Here is a 15,496-nt window from a genome sequence, read left to right on the forward strand (position 1 = left end):
GTATTAGGCACTATGCCGCAATAACCCTTGTTTTTTTAACCAGATCAATAAAATAGAGATCGCCGCCGGGGTAATGCCTGAAATACGAGAAGCCTGACCGATCGAGTTAGGTTTATGATCGTTAAGTTTGGCAATCACTTCATTCGATAAACCTGAAACCTGGCGATAATCAAGATCCAGCGGCAATACGGTATTCTCATGACGCTGGTGTTTTTCGATCTCATCTTGTTGACGGGCAATATATCCTTCGTATTTAACCTGAATTTCTACTTGTTCGGCAGCTTGTAAATCAGTGAGTGCCGGAGCGAAAACAGCCACGGAGGTTAATAGGCGATAATCGACCTCTGGGCGGCGCAAAAGCTCTTCGCCGTTAGTTTCTCGCGATAATGGCGATTTCAACAGAACATTAACCAGTTCCACATGCTCTGAATGCGGATGGACCAGGATATTACGCAAGCGCTGACGTTCTTGCTCAATGCGCTCCAACTTCTCACAGTAACGCTGCCAACGTACATCATCAACCAATCCCAATTCACGGCCTTTTTCTGTCAGGCGCAAATCTGCGTTATCTTCACGTAGCATCAGACGATACTCAGCGCGCGAGGTAAACATACGGTATGGTTCTTTGGTGCCTAATGTACTGAGATCATCCACCAGCACACCAAGATAAGCCTGATCGCGGCGTGGTGACCACCCTTCCTGTTCCGTAGCATGGAGTGCAGCATTCAAGCCAGCCAACAAACCTTGTGCGGCAGCTTCTTCATAACCGGTGGTCCCATTTATCTGGCCAGCAAAGAACAGCCCCTGGATAAATTTGCTTTCCAACGTTGGTTTTAAGTCCCGAGGATCAAAGAAGTCATATTCAATAGCATAACCAGGGCGAACAATACGGGCATTCTGCATTCCTTTCATTGAACGAACAATTTGCATCTGTACGTCAAAAGGCAGACTGGTAGAAATACCGTTGGGATAAATTTCGTTACTGGTTAAACCTTCCGGTTCAAGGAAGATCTGGTGTGCATTACGATCAGCAAAGCGCATGACTTTGTCTTCGATCGATGGGCAATAACGTGGCCCGATCCCTTCGATGATCCCGGCATACATTGGACTACGATCAAGGTTGCTACGGATCACTTCATGCGTTTTTTCATTGGTATAGGTGATATAGCAAGGTAGCTGTTGCGGATGCTGGTTAGCATTCCCTAAAAAAGAGAACACTGGGAGTGGGGTATCCCCAAACTGTGGTTCTAACAGATTAAAATCAATTGTTCGCGCATCAATACGGGGTGGTGTGCCCGTTTTTAGACGATTGACACGCAACGGCAGCTCACGCAGACGTCGTGATAAAGAGATCGATGGCGGATCTCCTGCTCGGCCACCACTGTAGTTTTCCAACCCGATATGGATCTTGCCATCAAGGAAGGTTCCCACCGTCAGGACGACCGCTTTGGCGCGGAATTTTAATCCCATCTGGGTAACCGCACCAACAACACGATCATTTTCGACAATCAAGTCTTCAACCGCTTGTTGAAAGACCATCAAATTAGGTTGGTTTTCTAACGCTGTGCGAATTGCTTGGCGATACAGCACACGATCTGCCTGAGCGCGGGTGGCTCTGACAGCCGGTCCTTTACTGGCGTTTAGTATTCTAAACTGGATCCCAGCCTGATCGATCGCCGTCGCCATTAAGCCGCCAAGTGCATCAATTTCTTTAACCAGATGCCCTTTACCAATACCACCAATCGCCGGGTTACAGGACATTTGTCCAAGCGTATCGATATTGTGAGTCAGTAATAACGTTTGACGCCCCATACGCGCAGCAGCCATGGCTGCTTCAGTGCCAGCATGGCCACCACCGATAATAATGACGTCAAATTGCTCTGGATAAAACATGGAACAGCACCTCAAAAGAACTGGCGAACAATCATTGTTTGTCCTGGGGGAGGGATTCTACTCAAGTTTAGACGATCGACCAAGTGGTCAGGATCGACGGGTAATAAAAAGAAGATCTTTTTATTTAAAGATCTCTTTATTAGATCTCTTATTAGGATCACGATCTTCTGTGCATAACTCAACATTCTCTATTTATATCATTAAATTAAAGAGGATCATTTACTGTGAATGATCGGTGATCCTGGTCAGTATAAGCTGGGATCTAAAAGGCATGTTATACACAGGCCTAGCCGAGTACCTAAGTTATTATAGGGATAACTACGGGTTTTCCCCTGCTTTAAAGCCTAGTTATACACAATCGTTCGCTTATTATTTAATCAATTAGAGCAAAATAATCCAATCACTGAGCCATTTTTCGGCGGGATCTTCGGGGATCTCATGTTGGGTGACGTCGATCTCAAGACGTGAACCGATCCTTTTTGCGCCATTTTCTTGCAGAAGCTCATCAAGCTGTTTGATCGCCCCGCAGAAAGTATCGTACTCAGAACTACCTAACCCCACGGCGCCAAACTTCACCAAGGATAAATCCGGTTGTTGTTGTTTAATCTGTTCCACCAGGGATTGCAGGTTTTCTGGTAAATCGCCGGCTCCATGAGTAGAAGATATCACCAACCATAAGCCAGATAACGTCAGTTCATCCAATTCCGGACCATGCAATATTTCGGTTGAGAAACCCGCTGCTTCGAGCTGTTCGGCTAAGTGTTCTGCAACATATTCTGCACTGCCAAGCGTACTGCCACTGATTAGAGTAATGTCTGCCATGAATGATCCTAACCTTGCTGAAGAGGAGCTATTGTACGCTGTGAATTAGTTGGGATCTAGCAGTGGATAATATGTGTATGTTTTAGCATTTATCCAAGCTGTAGGCGGGTTGGACGCAACTTGGATAAATGTGGATAGAATCAGTACTAAGGTGTGATGGTACGCATAATGGGATTCTGCAGCGAGATCAGGGTTTCTGTTGACTGGATCTCGTCGATAGTCTGGATCTTATTGATAAGGACCTGCTGCAATGCGTCTATCGAACGACACATAACCTTGATGAATACACTATAGTGGCCAGTGGTATAGTAGGCTTCAACCACCTCTTCCAGATTTTCCAGTTTTTTTAGGGCTGAAGGGTAATCCTTGGCACTCTTTAAGATAATGCCGATAAAGCAGCAGACATCATAACCCAGTTGTTTAGGATCGATATCAACTCGGGTACCGGTAATGATCCCCGCCTGTTTCATTTTCTCAACCCGTACATGAATGGTGCCCGGGCTAACACTAAAGTTTTTTGCCAGTTCAGCATAAGGTGTTCTGGCATTTTCCATTAAGGCGTTCAGAATGCCGCGATCGAGATTATCGATCTGATAAATTTCTGCCATTAAAACCCTCTTTAATTGATGATTATTGAATTATTACGGATTAAAAATGAACGATTAAAAAGAAAAAGGCAATATTTATTGATGGATATTGAATTCAAGTATCATTCTGTTGCTTAATCGTTGGCAACTAAACAGGTTATTAAAGAGATACCGTAATGAAAAAGCAGTATATTCAAAAACAGCAACAGATCAGCTTTGTGAAATCCTTCTTTTCCAACCAACTGGAACAACAGCTTGGTTTGATTGAAGTTCAGGCTCCAATCCTCAGTCGACTCGGTGATGGCACTCAAGACAACCTTTCCGGTAGTGAGAAAGCGGTTCAAGTAAAGGTGAAAAGCTTGCCTGCATCTACGTTTGAAGTAGTGCATTCATTGGCTAAATGGAAACGTAAAACACTGGGTAGCTACGATTTCAGTGCTGGTGAGGGTCTGTATACCCATATGAAAGCGCTGCGTCCGGACGAAGATCGTCTGACCCCGATTCATTCAGTGTATGTGGATCAATGGGACTGGGAACGCGTCATGGGTGATGGTGAGCGTGACCTGGCTTATCTGAAAAAGACGGTTAAGCAGATCTATGCTGCAATAAAGGATACGGAACTCGCGGTTAGCCAGAAATATGGTTTAGTACCGTTCCTGCCAGAGCAGATCCACTTTGTTCACAGCGAAACCCTACTGCAACGTTATCCAGAACTGGATGCCAAAGGCCGTGAGCGTGCTATTGCCAAAGAATTGGGCGCGGTATTCCTGATTGGTATTGGTGGTAAGCTTTCTCATGGTAAATCCCATGATGTACGAGCACCGGATTATGATGACTGGACCACGGCAGATAGTGAAAATGGTGCTGGGTTAAATGGCGATATTTTGGTGTGGAACCCAGTATTGCAAGACGCATTTGAGCTTTCGTCGATGGGGATCCGGGTTGATGCTGAAGCCCTGCAACGTCAACTGACCTTGACTGACGATTTGGATCGTCTGAAGTTGGAATGGCACCAATCATTATTGCGTGGCGAAATGCCACAGACCATTGGTGGTGGTATTGGGCAATCTCGTCTGGTGATGCTGTTACTGCAATTGCCACATATTGGTCAGGTGCAGTGCGGTGTATGGGCGCCAGAAGTGCGTGAAACTGTAGAAGGGTTGTTATAAGTATCAGCGCCGCCAGCTTGAGTACAAGCAGTGCTGGTGGGGTGGTCATGTGCTGGCGATTAATCCGGCCTACACCAGCCAGCAATGCGCTTGCTGTGGTCATACAAGGAAAGAAAACCGCCAGTCACAAAGTCAGTTCAGGTGTATGGAATGTGGATATACAGAAAACGCTGATATAAACGGCGCGCGTAATATTTTAGCGGCGGGGCACGCCGCGTTAGTCTGTGGAGAGAGGGCAGCTTTAGGCCGCTCGATGAGGCAGGAACCCGCCGAGTCGAGTCAGACTTCAGTCTGAATGTTGTAGGGGTCTTCGCCCTTTAGGGCGGAGAGGATGTCAACCCTGTCTATTTTGTAATGAGAACGGATGATAATGGTTCGTATTCATTCAGTTCGCTATCGCACAGTGGCTTCCTGATATACGTTATCCACTTTAGCAAACCGCTTAACGCCTTTCCTGTTGGCAAGGTCGAGCAATACAATTTACGCCCACTTACCTTCCAAGAATTTATTTATGCCTCAAAAGAATCGGCGTTGATCAAGGCATTCGATACGCAAGCTAGTACTCCCGCAGCGCATAGCAAATTGATGGATAAGCTGACGGATTACTTTTTTACTGGTGGCATGCCGGAAGCGGTTGTCGCTTGGTACCAATTCAAAGAGTTGGGCATTTTAGAGCGCGTTGCAAAGGTCGCTAAAATTCATGCTGATTTAGTCGCAGGCTACCAACGTGATTTTGCTAAATACGCCGGTAAGGTTGATGCAACATTGATTGAGTCAGTGTTCAATAGCATACCCGCGCAGCTTTCCCTGGTTTTAGATGAATCGGTTAAACGCTTTAAGTTTAAAAACGTCCATAACCGTAAATATCGCTATAGCGATTTTGAAACCGCTATCCATTGGTTAAGATGCTGCCGTTTGGCGCTGGCTAACTACCCCATTGAAGGTACGCCCAAAGCCCCACTTGCTGCCTACAAAAAAGAAAATAAGGTTAAATTATTTCTGTTTGATGTGGGCTTGCTTAACCATATGTTGGGCAGCAGTTATAAAGAAATTAAACAGCAACACTATGAGTACAAAGGTTATATAGCTGAAAATTTTGTACAACAAGAGCTTGCTGCCATTGGCGTTGACCCTAGCTATTCGTGGAATGATGCTCGCGCAGAAATCGAATTCATTATCTCAAATAATGAGGGCAATATTGTCCCAATAGAAGTAAAAAGCGGCAAAAGGACACGCGCTAAATCGCTGGCCTCCTATATAGAAAAGTGCGCACCAAGAAAAACATTTAAATTAACTGGTACGCAAGGTTCTTCACCATTAGAGCAAACCAACATGGTGATGCCTTTGTATTATATCCAGTATTTACCTTCAAAGTGGTAACTGCTCCATCAAGGTAGGAGCCCACAGGGTTATTCATATTTTGTTTATTTTTATCATCAGTGATAAGCATAGGTATGCAGGTTAAATGATGCATACAGTGTGTCCCTAGTGTTTGCGGATTTTTACGTAACGTGAAACAACTGGGGTATTTTTTGGTAGGGATAGTTGGTTGAGCTAGCAAAAAAAATTATGAATACTGAACACAAGCAGCCGTTATCGGCAGTCACTCTGGCAGCAATTGGGGTGGTTTATGGTGATATAGGGACCAGCCCGCTCTATACCTTAAGAGAGTGTTTTTCTGGGCACTATGGTTTTGAGGTCCGTCCTGATGTGGTATTCGGGTTTTTATCTCTTATTTTTTGGATGTTGATTGTTATCGTTTCTTTGAAGTACCTCACTTACGTTATGCGTGCAGATAATGCGGGTGAAGGGGGTATTCTGACCTTGATGTCGTTGGCCGGGCGCAATACATCGGCACGTACCACGTCATTATTGGTTATTCTGGGTTTGGTTGGTGGCAGCTTCTTTTATGGCGAGGTGGTAATTACCCCGGCGATATCGGTTATGTCGGCAATTGAAGGGTTGGGAATCGCCGCACCTTCACTCGAACCCTATATCGTTCCTTTGTCCATTCTGGTTTTGACTCTATTATTTGCTATCCAAAAGCATGGTACCGGCAGCGTCGGCAAACTTTTTGCGCCAGTAATGTTGCTGTGGTTCATCGCGTTGGCGTTACTCGGTGTGCGCAGTATTATTGCTAATCCTGAAGTGTTGCAGGCCCTCAACCCTAAGTGGGCATTCAACTTCTTTGTTGAATATAAGACAGTCTCCTTTTTTGCCATGGGAGCGGTGGTTCTTGCAATTACCGGAGTGGAAGCCTTGTATGCCGATATGGGCCACTTTGGTAAATTTCCAATCCGTTTGGCTTGGTTTGCGGTGGTGTTACCTTCATTGGTACTCAATTATTTCGGTCAAGGGGCGTTGTTGCTGAAATCACCCGAGGCCATCAAAAACCCGTTCTTCTTGCTTGCTCCTGACTGGGCGCTGATTCCTTTGCTGATTCTTGCCACATTGGCTACTGTTATCGCTTCTCAGGCAGTCATTTCCGGCGTGTTTTCATTGACTCGTCAGGCGGTGCGTCTGGGGTATTTGTCGCCGATGCGTATTATTCATACCTCGGAGATGGAGTCTGGCCAGATTTATATCCCGGTGATTAACTGGACACTCTATCTTGCTGTCATCTTGGTGATTGTCGGTTTTGAACACTCCAGTAATCTGGCAGCGGCTTACGGTATCGCTGTTACTGGCACCATGGTGTTGACCAGTATTCTTATTACTTGCGTTGCGATTAAAAATTGGCATTGGAACCGCTATTTTGTACTGAGTATTTTACTGATATTGCTGATTATTGATGTTCCTATGTTCTTAGCCAATGCGATGAAACTCTTTTCCGGCGGTTGGCTGCCACTGGTGATGGCATTGATGATGTTCATTATCATGACAACTTGGAAAAGTGAACGTTTTCGCTTGTTGCGTCAGATGCACGAACACGGTAACTCTCTTGAAGCAATGATAGCTTCATTGGAGAAATCTCCCCCGGTTCGCGTTCCTGGAACGGCGGTGTTTATGTCGCGTGCGATTAATGTCATTCCATTTGCGTTACTACATAACTTAAAGCACAACAAAGTATTACATGAACGTGTTGTCCTGCTTACCTTGCGTACCGAAGATGCCCCCTATGTGCCTAATGTCCAACGGGTGACAATTGAACAGTTATCGCCGACTTTCTGGCGTGTTGTCGCTCGCTATGGTTGGCGTGAAAGACCTAATGTTGAGGATATTTTTCACCGTTGCGGATTGGAAGGGTTACCTTGCCGAATGATGGAAACATCGTTTTTTATGTCCCATGAGTCACTGATACTGAGTAAACGCCCCTGGTATTTGCTACTGAGGGGGAAATTGTTTATTGCATTAAGCCGTAACGCGCTGAGGGCTGCCGATCAGTTTGAGATCCCACCTAATCGAGTTCTAGAACTGGGTACCCAAGTGGAGATATAACAATCTGAATTTATTAATTAAATCAAATTTTCTCATCGAATCATTCAAGTTACAGAGGTAGGTAAACGGTAGCTTGAATGAAATTAACCAGGTAAGCGAAACGTTTCGATGGCGATCACATTTTTTCGATTATTGAGTTGTCTTTCTCAGAAATTTTTCTAAACTCTATGGTGAGCGAAACGTTTCGCTGTTGGAGTTAATCTAAAAAATGAAAAAAGGCGTACTACTGAATTGTGATGTTTCTGCGGTTGTATCTCGCCTCGGACATACTGATCAGATCACGATTTGCGATGCGGGACTGCCGATTCCGGCGACAACGCAGCGTATTGACTTGGCTCTGACTCAAGGTGTGCCGACATTCTTACAGGTTGTCGGCGTGGTCACGCAGGAAATGCAGGTAGAAAGCGCTATTCTGGCGGAAGAGATTGTTAAAAATAATCCGTCGCTCCATGAAATGTTACTGGCTCAACTAAAACAAATTGGCCAACTCCAGGGAAACACCATCAGTGTAAGCTATATCAGCCATAGTGCTTTTAAAGTGCAAACTGAACATAGCCGGGCGGTGATACGCAGTGGAGAATGTTCGCCTTATGCGAATGTGATCCTCTGCGCCGGCGTAACATTCTGAGGCATTTATGCAACCTTTACTGGAACTTAAAGGGATTGATAAAGCCTTTCCCGGCGTGAAAGCACTTTCTGGCGCTGCCCTCAGCGTTTACCCAGGTAGGGTAATGGCGTTGGTGGGGGAAAACGGTGCCGGAAAGTCAACCATGATGAAAGTGCTTACTGGTATTTACAGCAAAGATGCTGGCAGTCAGTACTATCTTGGTAAAGAAGTGACCTTCAATGGGCCGAAGGATTCGCAGGAGGCGGGCATCGGCATCATTCATCAGGAACTGAACCTGATCCCACAGCTAACCATTGCTGAAAATATCTTTTTGGGGCGTGAATTTGTCAATCGGTTTGGCCGCATTGACTGGAAACGTATGTATGCCGAAGCGGACAAACTGCTGGCACGCCTCAACCTGCGTTATAGCAGCCACCGTCTGGTCGGGGAATTGTCGATTGGTGATCAGCAAATGGTGGAAATCGCCAAAGTGTTGAGCTTTGAATCTAAAGTTATCATCATGGATGAACCTACCGATGCGCTGACCGACACTGAAACTGCCTCTCTGTTCAATGTGATCAATGAGCTGAAAGCCGAAGGGTGTGGCATTGTTTATATTTCCCATCGACTGAAAGAGATCTTTGAAATCTGCGACGATGTGACCATTTTCCGTGATGGGCAGTTTATTGCTGAACAGCCGGTTGTTCAATTGCAGGAAGATACGCTGATTGAAATGATGGTTGGGCGCAAATTGGAAGAGCAATATCCACGCCTGAACTTGCCTCGAGGTGAAAAACGTCTGCAAGTTAGCCATGTTTCCGGCCCGGGTGTTAATGATGTCAGCTTTACTCTGTACAGCGGTGAGATTTTGGGTGTTGCTGGCTTGATGGGTGCTGGCCGTACCGAGTTAATGAAAATCCTATATGGCGCTGCACCACGCAAAAGTGGCACAGTGAATCTGGATGGTCATGATGTGATCACCCACTCTCCCCAAGATGGTCTGGCAAACGGCATCGTCTATATTTCTGAAGACCGTAAGCGTGATGGCCTGGTACTGGGGATGTCAGTAAAGGAAAATATGTCGCTTACTGCCCTGCGTTATTTCAGCCGTGCTGGTGGTAGCTTGAAGCATTCAGATGAACAAGTCGCCGTGAGTGATTTTATCCGTTTGTTCAATATAAAAACCCCTTCAATGGAACAGCCTATTGGGTTACTTTCCGGCGGAAATCAGCAAAAGGTGGCGATAGCTCGCGGTTTGATGACTCGGCCAAAAGTGTTGATCCTTGATGAACCTACTCGTGGTGTCGATGTCGGGGCGAAGAAAGAGATTTATCAGTTAATTAATCAGTTTAAGCAGGAAGGGTTGAGCATCATTCTGGTCTCTTCGGAAATGCCTGAAGTACTGGGAATGAGTGATCGCATTTTGGTTATGCATGAAGGTCATCTCACCGGAGAGTTCCCAATTGAACAGGCTACCCAGGAAGTGCTGATGGCTGCCGCTGTCGGCAAGCAATACGGCGTAAAGCAGGAGTAATCAGATATGAGTTCACAGACTGTCGCGGCTAAGCGCTGGTTTAGTAAAGAGTGGCTGTTGGAGCAAAAATCACTGATAGCGCTGCTGGTGCTGATTGCCGTGGTTTCTTCAATGAGCCCGAATTTTTTCACTGTCAATAACCTGTTCAATATCCTACAGCAGACATCAGTGAACGCCATTATGGCGGTCGGGATGACGTTGGTGATCCTCACTTCTGGTATTGATCTCTCAGTAGGCTCATTACTGGCGCTGACTGGTGCGATAGCTGCCTCTATGGTAGGGCTTGAAATCAATGCCGTCGCTGCGGTTGCTGCTGCGCTGGCATTAGGTGCTCTTGTAGGCGCCGGTACCGGGTTTATTGTAGCCAAAGGTAAAGTTCAGGCATTTATTGCAACCTTGGTGATGATGCTGTTACTCCGTGGTGTCACCATGGTGTACACCAATGGCAGCCCGATCAACACCGGTTTTACTGATGTTGCTGATGCCTTTGGCTGGTTTGGTATTGGCCGCCCGTTGGGGGTGCCTACGCCAATTTGGATCATGGCTATCGTGTTTATTGCTGCATGGTATATGCTGCACCATACCCGCCTGGGCCGTTATATCTATGCTTTGGGGGGCAATGAAGCCGCAACTCGTCTTTCCGGCATTAATATCGATAGAGTGAAAATCATCGTTTACTCACTGTGCGGGTTGTTAGCTGCCCTGGCGGGAGTGATAGAAGTAGCACGCTTATCCTCGGCACAACCCACGGCAGGTACCGGTTATGAACTGGATGCCATTGCTGCGGTCGTTTTGGGGGGAACCAGCCTGGCGGGTGGTAAAGGGCGGATCGTTGGTACACTGATCGGGGCGCTGATCCTTGGCTTCTTGAGCAATGGTTTGAATTTGTTGGGTGTTTCTTCTTACTACCAAATGATCGTCAAGGCAGTGGTTATTTTGCTGGCGGTTTTGGTAGATGACAAAAGTAGCAAGTAACCTCTCCATTACAGGAATATCGACCATGAAAATGAAAAAACTGGCAACTTTAGTTTCAGCTTTTGCGTTGACTGCAACCTTGAGTGTTAATGCTTTGGCAAAAGATACTATTGCTCTGGTAGTGTCTACCCTTAATAACCCCTTCTTTGTTGCCATGAAAGAGGGTGCACAAAAAGAAGCTGACAAACTGGGCTACAACCTGGTGGTGTTGGATTCTCAGAACAACCCTGCTAAAGAACTGGGAAACGTACAAGATCTGGTGGTACAGAGCCCAAAACTATTACTGATTAACCCGACAGATTCTGATGCGGTAGGTAATGCCATCAAGATGGCTAATATGAACAAGATCCCGGTTATTACATTGGACCGTATGGCATCTAAAGGTGATGTTGTTAGTCATATCGCCTCTGATAACCGTGCTGGCGGTAAAATGGCAGGTGATTTTATTGCTAAGAAAGTGGGTGCTGATGCCAAAGTTATCCAATTGGAAGGTATCGCAGGGACTTCTGCAGCACGTGAGCGTGGCGAAGGTTTCAAACAAGCACTGGAGCAACACAAATTTAAGTTACTGGCTAGCCAACCTGCAGACTTTGATCGCACTAAAGGCCTGAACGTTATGCAAAACCTGCTAACAGCTCATCCAGATGTGCAGGCTGTATTTGCTCAAAACGATGAGATGGCGCTGGGTGCATTACGTGCATTGCAAACTGCCGGTAAAACGGATGTTGTGGTAGTGGGTTTTGATGGTACTGATGATGGGGTGAAAGCGGTAGAGGGCGGTAAAATGGCTGCAACCGTGGCGCAACGTCCAGAGCAGATTGGTGCTATGGGTGTTGAAACTGCCAACAAAGTACTGAAAGGCGAGAAGGTTCCAGCCACTATTCCGGTTGACTTGAAACTGATCACTAAATAAGTCATCTCTGCGCCATCAATGTGGTTATCACGATGGCGCGTAATTTTCTGGAATCAATGCGATGCAAACTGGCAAGTTGGTGGTGTTAGGCAGTATCAACGCCGACCATATCCTCAATGTAAAACAATTTCCTTTGCCGGGCGAAACGGTGATAGGCAAGCAGTATAAAGTTGCTTTTGGTGGCAAAGGAGCTAATCAGGCGGTCGCTGCTGGGCGTAGTGGGGCTGATATTACCTTTATTGCCTGTGTTGGCGCTGATGATATTGGTGAACGTATTCGCCAACAACTGGTTACTGATCGCATTGATACCCAACCAATAGAAGCTATTCCTGGTAACACCACTGGTGTCGCCCTGATTTTTGTCAATGAAGACGGTGAAAATGTTATTGGGATTGATGCGGGAGCCAATGCTGCCGTGACCCCTGATTATCTCCGTCGCTATCAACAAACAGTGATTGATGCTGATGCGCTATTGATGCAGCTTGAGTCACCACTTGAAACGGTGATAGCCGCAGCCAAACTGGCAAAACAGCACCAGACTCAGGTTATTCTTAACCCCGCGCCTGCCTGTGAATTACCTGATGATTTGCTGGCGATGGTCGATATGATCACCCCAAATGAAACAGAAGCACAGCGACTCACGGGTATTGCCATCAATAATGATGACGATGCCGCCCGAGCTGCCAAGGTATTACATGATAAAGGCATTAGCCGTGTGATTATTACCCTTGGTAGCCGAGGTGTGTGGTTAAGTGAACAGGGTGATGGTGGCAAACTGGTTCCCGGTTTTAAGGTTAAAGCAGTGGACACCATAGCGGCTGGTGATACGTTCAATGGTGCATTGGTTACCGCTTTACTTGAAGGCAAAGCAATCAGTGAGGCGGTGCGATTTGCCCATGCGGCAGCAGCGATAGCGGTTACTCGCCCAGGCGCTCAACCCTCAGTACCATGGCGAGAAGAGATAGACACCTTCCTGCAGCACCAGGGGTAAATTTTGGCTACCATGAAAGATGTCGCCCGCTTGGCGGGTGTTTCAACCTCGACAGTGTCACATGTGATTAATAATAATCGCTTTGTCAGTGATAGTGTGCGCGCCAAAGTCATGGTGGCGATAGAACAACTTAATTATGCTCCCTCCGCTTTGGCCCGCAGCCTGAAACTTAACACCACGCATACTATTGGTATGTTGGTGACATCCAGTAATAACCCTTTCTATGCCGAAGTAGTCCGTGGTGTTGAACGAAGCTGTTACGAACGTGGTTATAGCTTGATCTTGTGTAATACCGAAGAAGACCTGGAGCGAATGAACCACAGTATTGAAACACTGCTGCAAAAGCGTGTTGATGGTTTGTTGGTTATGTGTACTGAGAATCATCGAACTTCACAAGATGCGTTTAGCCGTTACCCCTCTTTACCTATCGTGATGATGGATTGGTCCCCATTCGATGGAGCCAACGATATTATTAAGGATAACTCGTTATTGGGGGGCGAAATGGCAACCGATCATCTGATTGCCAGGGGCTACCGCCAAATAGCGTGTATTGCTGGGCCGCAGGATAAAATGACCGCGGGCCATCGTTTGGAAGGTTATCGCCGTGCCATGCAACGTGCTGGGCTCGAAATTTTGCTAGGCTATGAAGTACATTGCGATTTTGAGTTTGCTGGTGGAGTCAACGCCATGAAACAACTCTTGGCACTGGATAATCCGCCACATGCGGTATTTGCAGGGAATGATGCCATTGCTGTGGGGGTTTATCAGGCACTATATCAGGCGGGGCTTGTGGTACCGAGGGATATGGCAGTCATTGGATATGACGATATTGAGCTTGCACAGTATCTGGTTCCCCCACTAAGCACTATTCATCAACCGAAAGACTCCTTGGGAGAACTGGCGATCGACGCATTAATCAATCGATTGCAGGATCCTGAGCGTGATGCTCAACTTCTGGTGCTGACACCTGAATTGATGCAACGAGCTTCCGTTGGTCAGCGTTAACTCAACAGATGTCAAACTAAGTGACCAGCCAACCCCTTGCAAGGTTCAACATCGCCGCCATCTAGGGTTATCCCCATCTTCATTTAAGTGTTGTCTTGTAACAATATCTGACAGGCAGTCAATGCCGAGATACTGTCACCCGCTATGATGGCATCAACAATGGCTTGATGTTGTTGTAGCTTGATGACTTCATTGTCGGTAATAGCTTGAAAATAGTTTCGATAAACCGAGCTGAAAAGGTTGGCAAATGAAATCAGAAACGGATTATCGCTGGCTTGGTATATAAGCTGATGGTAGCGGGTATCGATATCAATCCAGTGGTCACGGTCAAAATTAATGTGCAGTGCTTTCATTTCTGCCATCAAGAGAGTTAATTGCGTTTTCTGATGTGGTGTCGCTTGAGTTGCGGCCAGTGAGCATGCTTGGGGTTCCAGAGAAGCCCGCAGGATAAGAAAATGCTGCATAATCTGGTCGAAGTTCTCCTTTGTCATCCACCAGGTCAATAAATCTTGATCGAGAAAATTCCATTGGTTTTGTGGCATGACGCGAGTACCAATTCGTGGACGTGGCAACAGCATCCCTTTGGCTGCCAGTATTTTTACCGCTTCACGTACTGCGGTGCGACTAACTCCAAATTTTTCTCCCAACTCCATCTCGCCAGGAAGAATAGAGCCAGCCTGATATTCACCAGCCAGAATTTTTCGGCCAAGCTTTTCCGCAAGCAAATAGGAAAGATTACGCTGTGCGGCCTGTTGTTGAATATTAAATTGCATGACAACTATTTCCTTTGACTGCATCGTTATCCGTCAGTTTACGTCAGAGCGAGCCTGGTTTATGGCTATTTTCCGAATAAAAAGAGATAAAAAGATGAATAAAAGCGCGCTTTGCCGAAAAAAGACGCGGTTGAAATGTTTTTTGAATTTAGGGGTTGCGGTGAACTGAGAACTCCCTATAATGCGCCTCCACTGCTCGGGAACAACGGCTGACAAGTCGCCCAGGCAGGAAGAAGCAACCCGGTGAAAACACCGTCTCTTGTAGAGAAAAAGGTTGACTCTTCAGCGGGAAAGCGTATTATCTGCCTCCCGCGTTACCAGGAAGTTTTGGTAACCATGCTCTTTAACAATTTATCAGACAATCTGTGTGGGCACTCACAAAGACGATATCCAGTTGCTTCGGCAACAAAAAAATATCAAGTCTTAAAGAGTGACTCATGTAAGTAAAATTCATGCAGTAATCTTTGAGCATCGCTATTAACTTAGCAAATCAAGCTTTTAATTGAAGAGTTTGATCATGGCTCAGATTGAACGCTGGCGGCAGGCTTAACACATGCAAGTCGAGCGGTAGCACAGGGGAGCTTGCTCCCTGGGTGACGAGCGGCGGACGGGTGAGTAATGTCTGGGAAACTGCCTGATGGAGGGGGATAACTACTGGAAACGGTAGCTAATACCGCATAATGTCGCAAGACCAAAGTGGGGGACCTTCGGGCCTCACACCATCGGATGTGCCCAGATGGGATTAGCTAGTAGGTGGGGTAATGGCTCACCTAGGCGACGATCCCTAGC

General features: G+C 46.4%; 13 protein-coding genes, 1 rRNA gene and 1 pseudogene. 11 read left to right on the plus strand and 4 right to left on the minus strand.

Annotated features, from left to right (window positions below):
* Window positions 1–3 precede the first annotated feature (3 nt).
* The 3 genes from mnmG to asnC all read right to left on the minus strand — a co-directional run bounded on the left by mnmG (window position 4) and on the right by asnC (window position 3,323).
* Window positions 4–1,893, minus strand: coding sequence for a tRNA uridine-5-carboxymethylaminomethyl(34) synthesis enzyme MnmG (gene mnmG, locus IO95_RS22150; protein ID WP_037384900.1), 1,890 nt, complete (start codon window positions 1,891–1,893; stop codon window positions 4–6).
* 381 nt (window positions 1,894–2,274) lie between these two features.
* Complete coding sequence (gene mioC, locus IO95_RS22155) at window positions 2,275–2,715, minus strand: FMN-binding protein MioC (RefSeq protein ID WP_037384903.1); 441 nt, start codon at window positions 2,713–2,715, stop codon at window positions 2,275–2,277.
* A gap of 146 nt (window positions 2,716–2,861) precedes the next feature.
* Window positions 2,862–3,323 carry a transcriptional regulator AsnC gene (asnC, locus tag IO95_RS22160; RefSeq protein WP_037384906.1) on the minus strand — a complete coding sequence of 154 codons (462 nt, stop codon included), beginning with the start codon at window positions 3,321–3,323 and terminating at the stop codon, window positions 2,862–2,864.
* Window positions 3,324–3,478: 155 nt separating this feature from the next.
* Here asnC and asnA point away from each other — a divergent pair, with 155 nt between their 5' ends.
* The 10 genes and pseudogenes from asnA to rbsR all read left to right on the plus strand — a co-directional run bounded on the left by asnA (window position 3,479) and on the right by rbsR (window position 13,934).
* On the plus strand, window positions 3,479–4,471 hold the full coding sequence (gene asnA, locus IO95_RS22165; RefSeq protein WP_037384909.1) for an aspartate--ammonia ligase: 993 nt from the start codon (window positions 3,479–3,481) through the stop codon (window positions 4,469–4,471).
* Between the two features lie 4 nt (window positions 4,472–4,475).
* Window positions 4,476–4,766: pseudogene (locus tag IO95_RS24550) on the plus strand (zinc ribbon domain-containing protein); the annotation flags it as partial.
* Between the two features lie 59 nt (window positions 4,767–4,825).
* Window positions 4,826–5,851 carry an ATP-binding protein gene (locus IO95_RS22170; RefSeq protein ID WP_023492807.1) on the plus strand — a complete coding sequence of 342 codons (1,026 nt, stop codon included), beginning with the start codon at window positions 4,826–4,828 and terminating at the stop codon, window positions 5,849–5,851.
* A 189-nt stretch (window positions 5,852–6,040) separates the two neighbouring features.
* A complete protein-coding gene (gene kup / locus IO95_RS22175; protein WP_037384911.1) occupies window positions 6,041–7,909 on the plus strand; it encodes a low affinity potassium transporter Kup in 1,869 nt (622 codons plus the stop codon).
* A gap of 208 nt (window positions 7,910–8,117) precedes the next feature.
* On the plus strand, window positions 8,118–8,537 hold the full coding sequence (rbsD, locus tag IO95_RS22180; RefSeq protein ID WP_023490699.1) for a D-ribose pyranase: 420 nt from the start codon (window positions 8,118–8,120) through the stop codon (window positions 8,535–8,537).
* 7 nt (window positions 8,538–8,544) lie between these two features.
* A complete protein-coding gene (gene rbsA, locus IO95_RS22185; RefSeq protein ID WP_023490700.1) occupies window positions 8,545–10,050 on the plus strand; it encodes a ribose ABC transporter ATP-binding protein RbsA in 1,506 nt (501 codons plus the stop codon).
* Between the two features lie 6 nt (window positions 10,051–10,056).
* On the plus strand, window positions 10,057–11,025 hold the full coding sequence (rbsC, locus tag IO95_RS22190) for a ribose ABC transporter permease (RefSeq protein WP_023490701.1): 969 nt from the start codon (window positions 10,057–10,059) through the stop codon (window positions 11,023–11,025).
* Between the two features lie 25 nt (window positions 11,026–11,050).
* A complete protein-coding gene (gene rbsB / locus IO95_RS22195) occupies window positions 11,051–11,938 on the plus strand; it encodes a ribose ABC transporter substrate-binding protein RbsB (RefSeq protein ID WP_037384913.1) in 888 nt (295 codons plus the stop codon).
* Between the two features lie 61 nt (window positions 11,939–11,999).
* The gene (rbsK, locus tag IO95_RS22200; RefSeq protein ID WP_023489579.1) at window positions 12,000–12,929 is read left to right on the plus strand and encodes a ribokinase; all 930 of its coding nucleotides are present in this window, start codon (window positions 12,000–12,002) and stop codon (window positions 12,927–12,929) included.
* A gap of 3 nt (window positions 12,930–12,932) precedes the next feature.
* On the plus strand, window positions 12,933–13,934 hold the full coding sequence (rbsR, locus tag IO95_RS22205) for a ribose operon transcriptional repressor RbsR (protein ID WP_037384916.1): 1,002 nt from the start codon (window positions 12,933–12,935) through the stop codon (window positions 13,932–13,934).
* An 83-nt stretch (window positions 13,935–14,017) separates the two neighbouring features.
* On the opposite strand, the gene IO95_RS22210 is transcribed toward rbsR, so the two are convergent.
* Window positions 14,018–14,707, minus strand: a complete 690-nt coding sequence (locus tag IO95_RS22210) for a FadR/GntR family transcriptional regulator (RefSeq protein ID WP_023489581.1) — start codon at window positions 14,705–14,707, stop codon at window positions 14,018–14,020.
* 499 nt (window positions 14,708–15,206) lie between these two features.
* Here IO95_RS22210 and IO95_RS22215 point away from each other — a divergent pair.
* Window positions 15,207–15,496: ribosomal RNA gene (locus IO95_RS22215) — 16S ribosomal RNA — on the plus strand; the annotation flags it as partial.

It is taken from the genome of Serratia sp. DD3 (genome assembly GCF_000496755.2).